Annotated in this window: 4 protein-coding genes and 1 pseudogene; 1 reads left to right on the forward strand and 4 read right to left on the reverse strand. The window is 61.8% G+C overall.

Annotated elements, in window-relative coordinates; all coding sequences use genetic code 11:
* From ACYVDE_RS16440 to ACYVDE_RS16455, 4 genes are all read right to left on the reverse strand, one after another.
* The coding region (locus ACYVDE_RS16440) for a DnaA N-terminal domain-containing protein (protein WP_460502637.1) at window positions 1–325 on the reverse strand (325 nt) is incomplete at its 3' end.
* A gap of 329 nt (window positions 326–654) precedes the next feature.
* Entirely contained in the window at window positions 655–1,587 is a 933-nt protein-coding gene (locus ACYVDE_RS16445) for a bifunctional metallophosphatase/5'-nucleotidase (RefSeq protein ID WP_460502638.1), read from the reverse strand.
* A gap of 27 nt (window positions 1,588–1,614) precedes the next feature.
* Window positions 1,615–2,373, reverse strand: a complete 759-nt coding sequence (locus ACYVDE_RS16450) for a 5'-nucleotidase C-terminal domain-containing protein (protein ID WP_460502639.1) — start codon at window positions 2,371–2,373, stop codon at window positions 1,615–1,617.
* 18 nt (window positions 2,374–2,391) lie between these two features.
* A complete protein-coding gene (locus tag ACYVDE_RS16455; protein WP_460502640.1) occupies window positions 2,392–3,654 on the reverse strand; it encodes a porin family protein in 1,263 nt (420 codons plus the stop codon).
* A gap of 141 nt (window positions 3,655–3,795) precedes the next feature.
* Between ACYVDE_RS16455 and ACYVDE_RS16460 the strand changes: the two are divergent.
* Window positions 3,796–4,030, forward strand: a pseudogene (locus ACYVDE_RS16460) (hypothetical protein); the annotation flags it as partial.

The following is a 4,030-nucleotide window of genomic DNA, read 5'->3' on the forward strand; positions in this document are numbered from 1 at the left end:
GCGGGTCGGGGGCAGCCTGCTTGCGGGTGGGCGGCAGGTGCAGGGCGCGGGGCGGCGTCTGGTCGTTGCCCTGGTCTACCACCACGCTGTACTCCAAGCGGCCTTCGGAGCCCAGCTGCTGGTAGAGGGCGCGGCGCAACTCATCCACGTAGTGCTCCTCCAGCCAGTCGTAGAAATAGGCGCTCGGCACCTGAATGGTGAGCACGTTGCCCTTCAGCTCGACCGGCACAATGGGCTGGAACCAGGTCTTAAAGCTCTGCTCCCCGATTTCCGCCGAGATGCTGCGCAGGCAGCCAGCCCAAACCGTGCGAAAATCCTTGAGCATTTGAACGTTTGAAAGGAAACCAGGCCGGGGCCAGGAGCAAAAAGAAGACCGAAATCAACGGCCCGGAGCGGGCATTATTTTTTAGAGGGGGACAAAATTGTGGAAAACTTACCGAGAAAAAAAGCCGCTGGCGGCTTGCATTTTCGGTACTTCTAGCAGGAGCCCCCGGCTTTCGGCCAGTACGGGGTTTTCCGCCGTCAACATCCCAAAAACTACGCCCGAAGTTGGCCCGCCCCCACCGGACGGCGGCAGAAGCGGGACTTTCTTAAAATTACGCGGCCGCTGCCGGCAGGCCAGCAACGGCTACTTACAACATTATGGCCACCGGGCTAGCCGATGATTTCGCGCACCGGCAGCACGCTGGCCTGGGCCAGGCCGCCCCGCTTGGTTTTGGGCGAAAACTCGTAGTCGAGCCGGCCCAGGTTGATGCCCGACCAGCCCACCTGGTTGATGAGGGTTTTCTGGCCGTCGGGGCTGGCGATGGGCTCGGGCGCGTCCATGAACGTGTGGGTGTGCCCGCCGAGAATAAGGTCGATGCCTGACACTTGGGCAGCCAGCTTGCGGTCGTCGAGCTTGGCGCTTTCGTACTTGTAGCCGAGGTGCGAGAGGCAGATGACGAGGTCGCAACGCTCGGGGCCGCGCAGCTGGGTCACCATTTCCTTGGCCTTGGCCACGGGGTCGAGGTACACGGTCTGGCCGAAGTTCTTATCGGCTACCAGCCCGCTTAGCTCGATGCCGATGCCGAACACGCCCACCCGAAGCCCTTGCTTCTCAAACACTTTATAGGGCGCGAAGCGGCCGGCCAGCGGGGTTTTCGAGAAGTCGTAGTTGGCGATGAGGAAGGGGAACGTGGCGTTGGGCAACTGCTTCTGCAGGCCTTCGAGGCCGTTGTCGAAGTCGTGGTTGCCGAGGGTACTGGCGTCGTAGCCCATCTGGCTCATCAGCTTATACTCGAGCTCGCCGCCGAAGAAGTTGAAGTAGGGCGTGCCTTGGAAGATGTCGCCCGAGTCGAGCAGCAGCACGTTGGGCTCCTTGCTGCGAATGTCCTTGATGAGGGCCGCGCGCCGCGCCATGCCGCCCAGCCCGGCCCACTGCCCGCCGTTGTCGGGGAAGGGCTCGATGCGCGAGTGCATGTCGTTGGTGTGCAGAATGGTGAGCTTGAGCGGGCCTTTGGCAGCTTCGGCCGTATTGGCCAGGCCGCCCAGCACGGTGAGGCCGGCGGTGCCGAGCAGGGAATTGCGGAGAAATTCGCGACGTTGCATGATTGTTCGACAGTTAACGGCTGGCAGTTAGTTAGCTTTCACCCGGCCTTCGACGCGGGCCGTGACGGGCTGGCCGGCTTTGGTAAGGGCGCGGACGTGGTCGGCAATGGCGGTGCGGAGCAGCACGTTGGTATGGCGCGGCGTCAGGGTTTTGAAGAACGACAAGTTGTCGCCGCCGGTGGCCAGGTAATCGGAAATGGCAATGGAATACGTGCGGGCATCGTTCACATCGAAGGGCTGGCCGCCGATGCGGATGTCCTTGGGCTGGCCGTCGAAGGTGACGGTGTAGGTAGCGCCGGAAATGGCCATTTTGATGTGGGCGGCGTAGTCGAACAGCTGCTGCACTACCGGGCCGGGCGCGTCGAGCACCACCAGCTCGTTTTCGAACGGCATGAGCTCGAACACCGAGCCCAGCGTGACGGGGCCAGCCGCGAAGCCGGCGCGCAGGCCGCCGTTGGTCATCACGCCCAGGTCGATGGGCTGCTTGAGCTCGGCGGCGGCGCGGGTGCGCTGCAGGTCGGCCACGAAGTTGGAAAGCGGGTTTTCGCCGGGGCCTTTGGTGAGGGGCTGCGGGGCGGTGCCGAGCACCTCGGTCATCTGGGCCGTCACTTTGTCGTGGTAGGGCGCAATGAGGGCGGCCACGGCAGGGTCTTCGGCCTGGGTTTTGCCCACTACCTGGCTCGTGACGGGCGCGAACTGCGCCTTGGGAACGTAGGCGGCGCGCTGGCAGCCGGTGGCCAGCGCCAGGGAAAACAAGGTTGGAACGAGGAAACGAACAGAACGCATGCCGAATGGAAAAAGCAATTAGTTGGACGAGCGGGGCTTGGACAGGTCGTAGCTGAAGAGCAGATATGCCCGGTTGATACCAGTGCCAGTTGCGGGAGCCGGACTAAACCCGTTGGTGCGCTCAACGCGCAGCTCCAGCGCCAGATGACGGTTGTTGGGCAGCTGCAGGGCTGCGCCTACTCCACCCAGAATTCCTTCTTCGATACTGCGTGGGCTTTCGAGAATGGGCATCCAGGCCGAATACGTGGCCGAGGGCTGGGCCCGGTAACGGTATTCGTTGGAATTATTGAGGGCGAACCCAAAGCTAGCTCCGACCTCCACAAACGGGCGGAACCGGCCGTTCAGCGGCTGGTACTTCAACAACAGCGGCAGACGCACCTGGTCGAGGCTCACCCGTACTTCTTCGTAGGCCTGGTAGGCATACGTAGTGGGAACGTAGATTTCCTGGTTATACCTCTGCCGCTGGTAGAGCAGTTCCAGCCGAACCCCAAACCGATTGGAAAGCACCGGCACGTACTGCTGCAGCGCCAGCCCGAACACGGGCTGCACGCCGCCTTTAATGTCGATGTCGTGCATGGGCACGGCGCCGTCGAAGCGCAGAACACTCGCCTGCGCCCCGGCCACCGCTTCCAACACGAAGTAGCTCCGCTTTTTAGAAGAAGCCACTTCCGACACGGTTTGCCGGCCGCCTACGCAGGCATTGTATTCCTGGCAAAGCTGAATGAAGCCGCTGCGGCTGAATGACAGATTGACAACTTTATTCCGCACCGTCGGACAGGCATCGAACGCCGTGCCGAGCGTTGACCGATACAGCGGAACTTCCCGCTTCACCCGGCTGCCATTCACATTCACCTCTTTGAAAAGTTGCTCCAGAGGTTGCACCGGGCCATTGCCCATGCGGATGTAGTAATGGTCGCCGCTTCCATCGGTTGCGTAATACAAACTGGCCGCGCCCAGCACCAGCACTTCCAGAAAAACTCTTTTCGACGTGGTATCGGCCGCCGTGGCCGGCACCCGTTGCGACTGGTAAAAACGGTCGCTTGAGAAACCGTAGCCCCGCAGCTGATTTGGCAAATAGGTAACGGTGGCGGCAGTAGCGGCCGGTTTAAACCGGCATTCGGCGGCAGCGTGCTTGCCACGGCCGTAATCGACGGTGCCACGCAGCGTATCGCCGGTGAGCGCAACGACATAGCCCGAGCGGAAATAAGCCTGGGCCTGCACCGCATGCGGCCGTTGAAGCAGGATGAGTAACAGGAACCAAGGGTAAAACTTAGTTAGCATAAAAAAACAGCGACCGGACAATAGCCAACAAATGTACGCGCCCGTAAGCAGCCCCAATCTGCGTTTCGCCTAGTTCAGTTCACCGGGCGGTATCTTTCGGCCCCGATTTGACCGCGTAGCTCATTTCTGTCAATAAAAATTATGTCCGATACCCCGGCTGCTTCGCCTGTTTCCTTTGCCGAGTTTCCGGCCGTAACGACTGCCGAGTGGCAGGCCCGCCTGGCCCGCGAGCTGAAAGGTCGCGACCCGGAAACCCTGCGCTGGCCGCTGCCCGACGGCTTCAGCCTGGAGCCTTTTTACCATCGCGAAGCCCTAGCCGCCCTGGGTGGCGCGCCCGCACCCCTCGCCCACTCCACCACGCCGTGGCTGAACGTGC

It is taken from the genome of Hymenobacter agri (assembly GCF_054778495.1).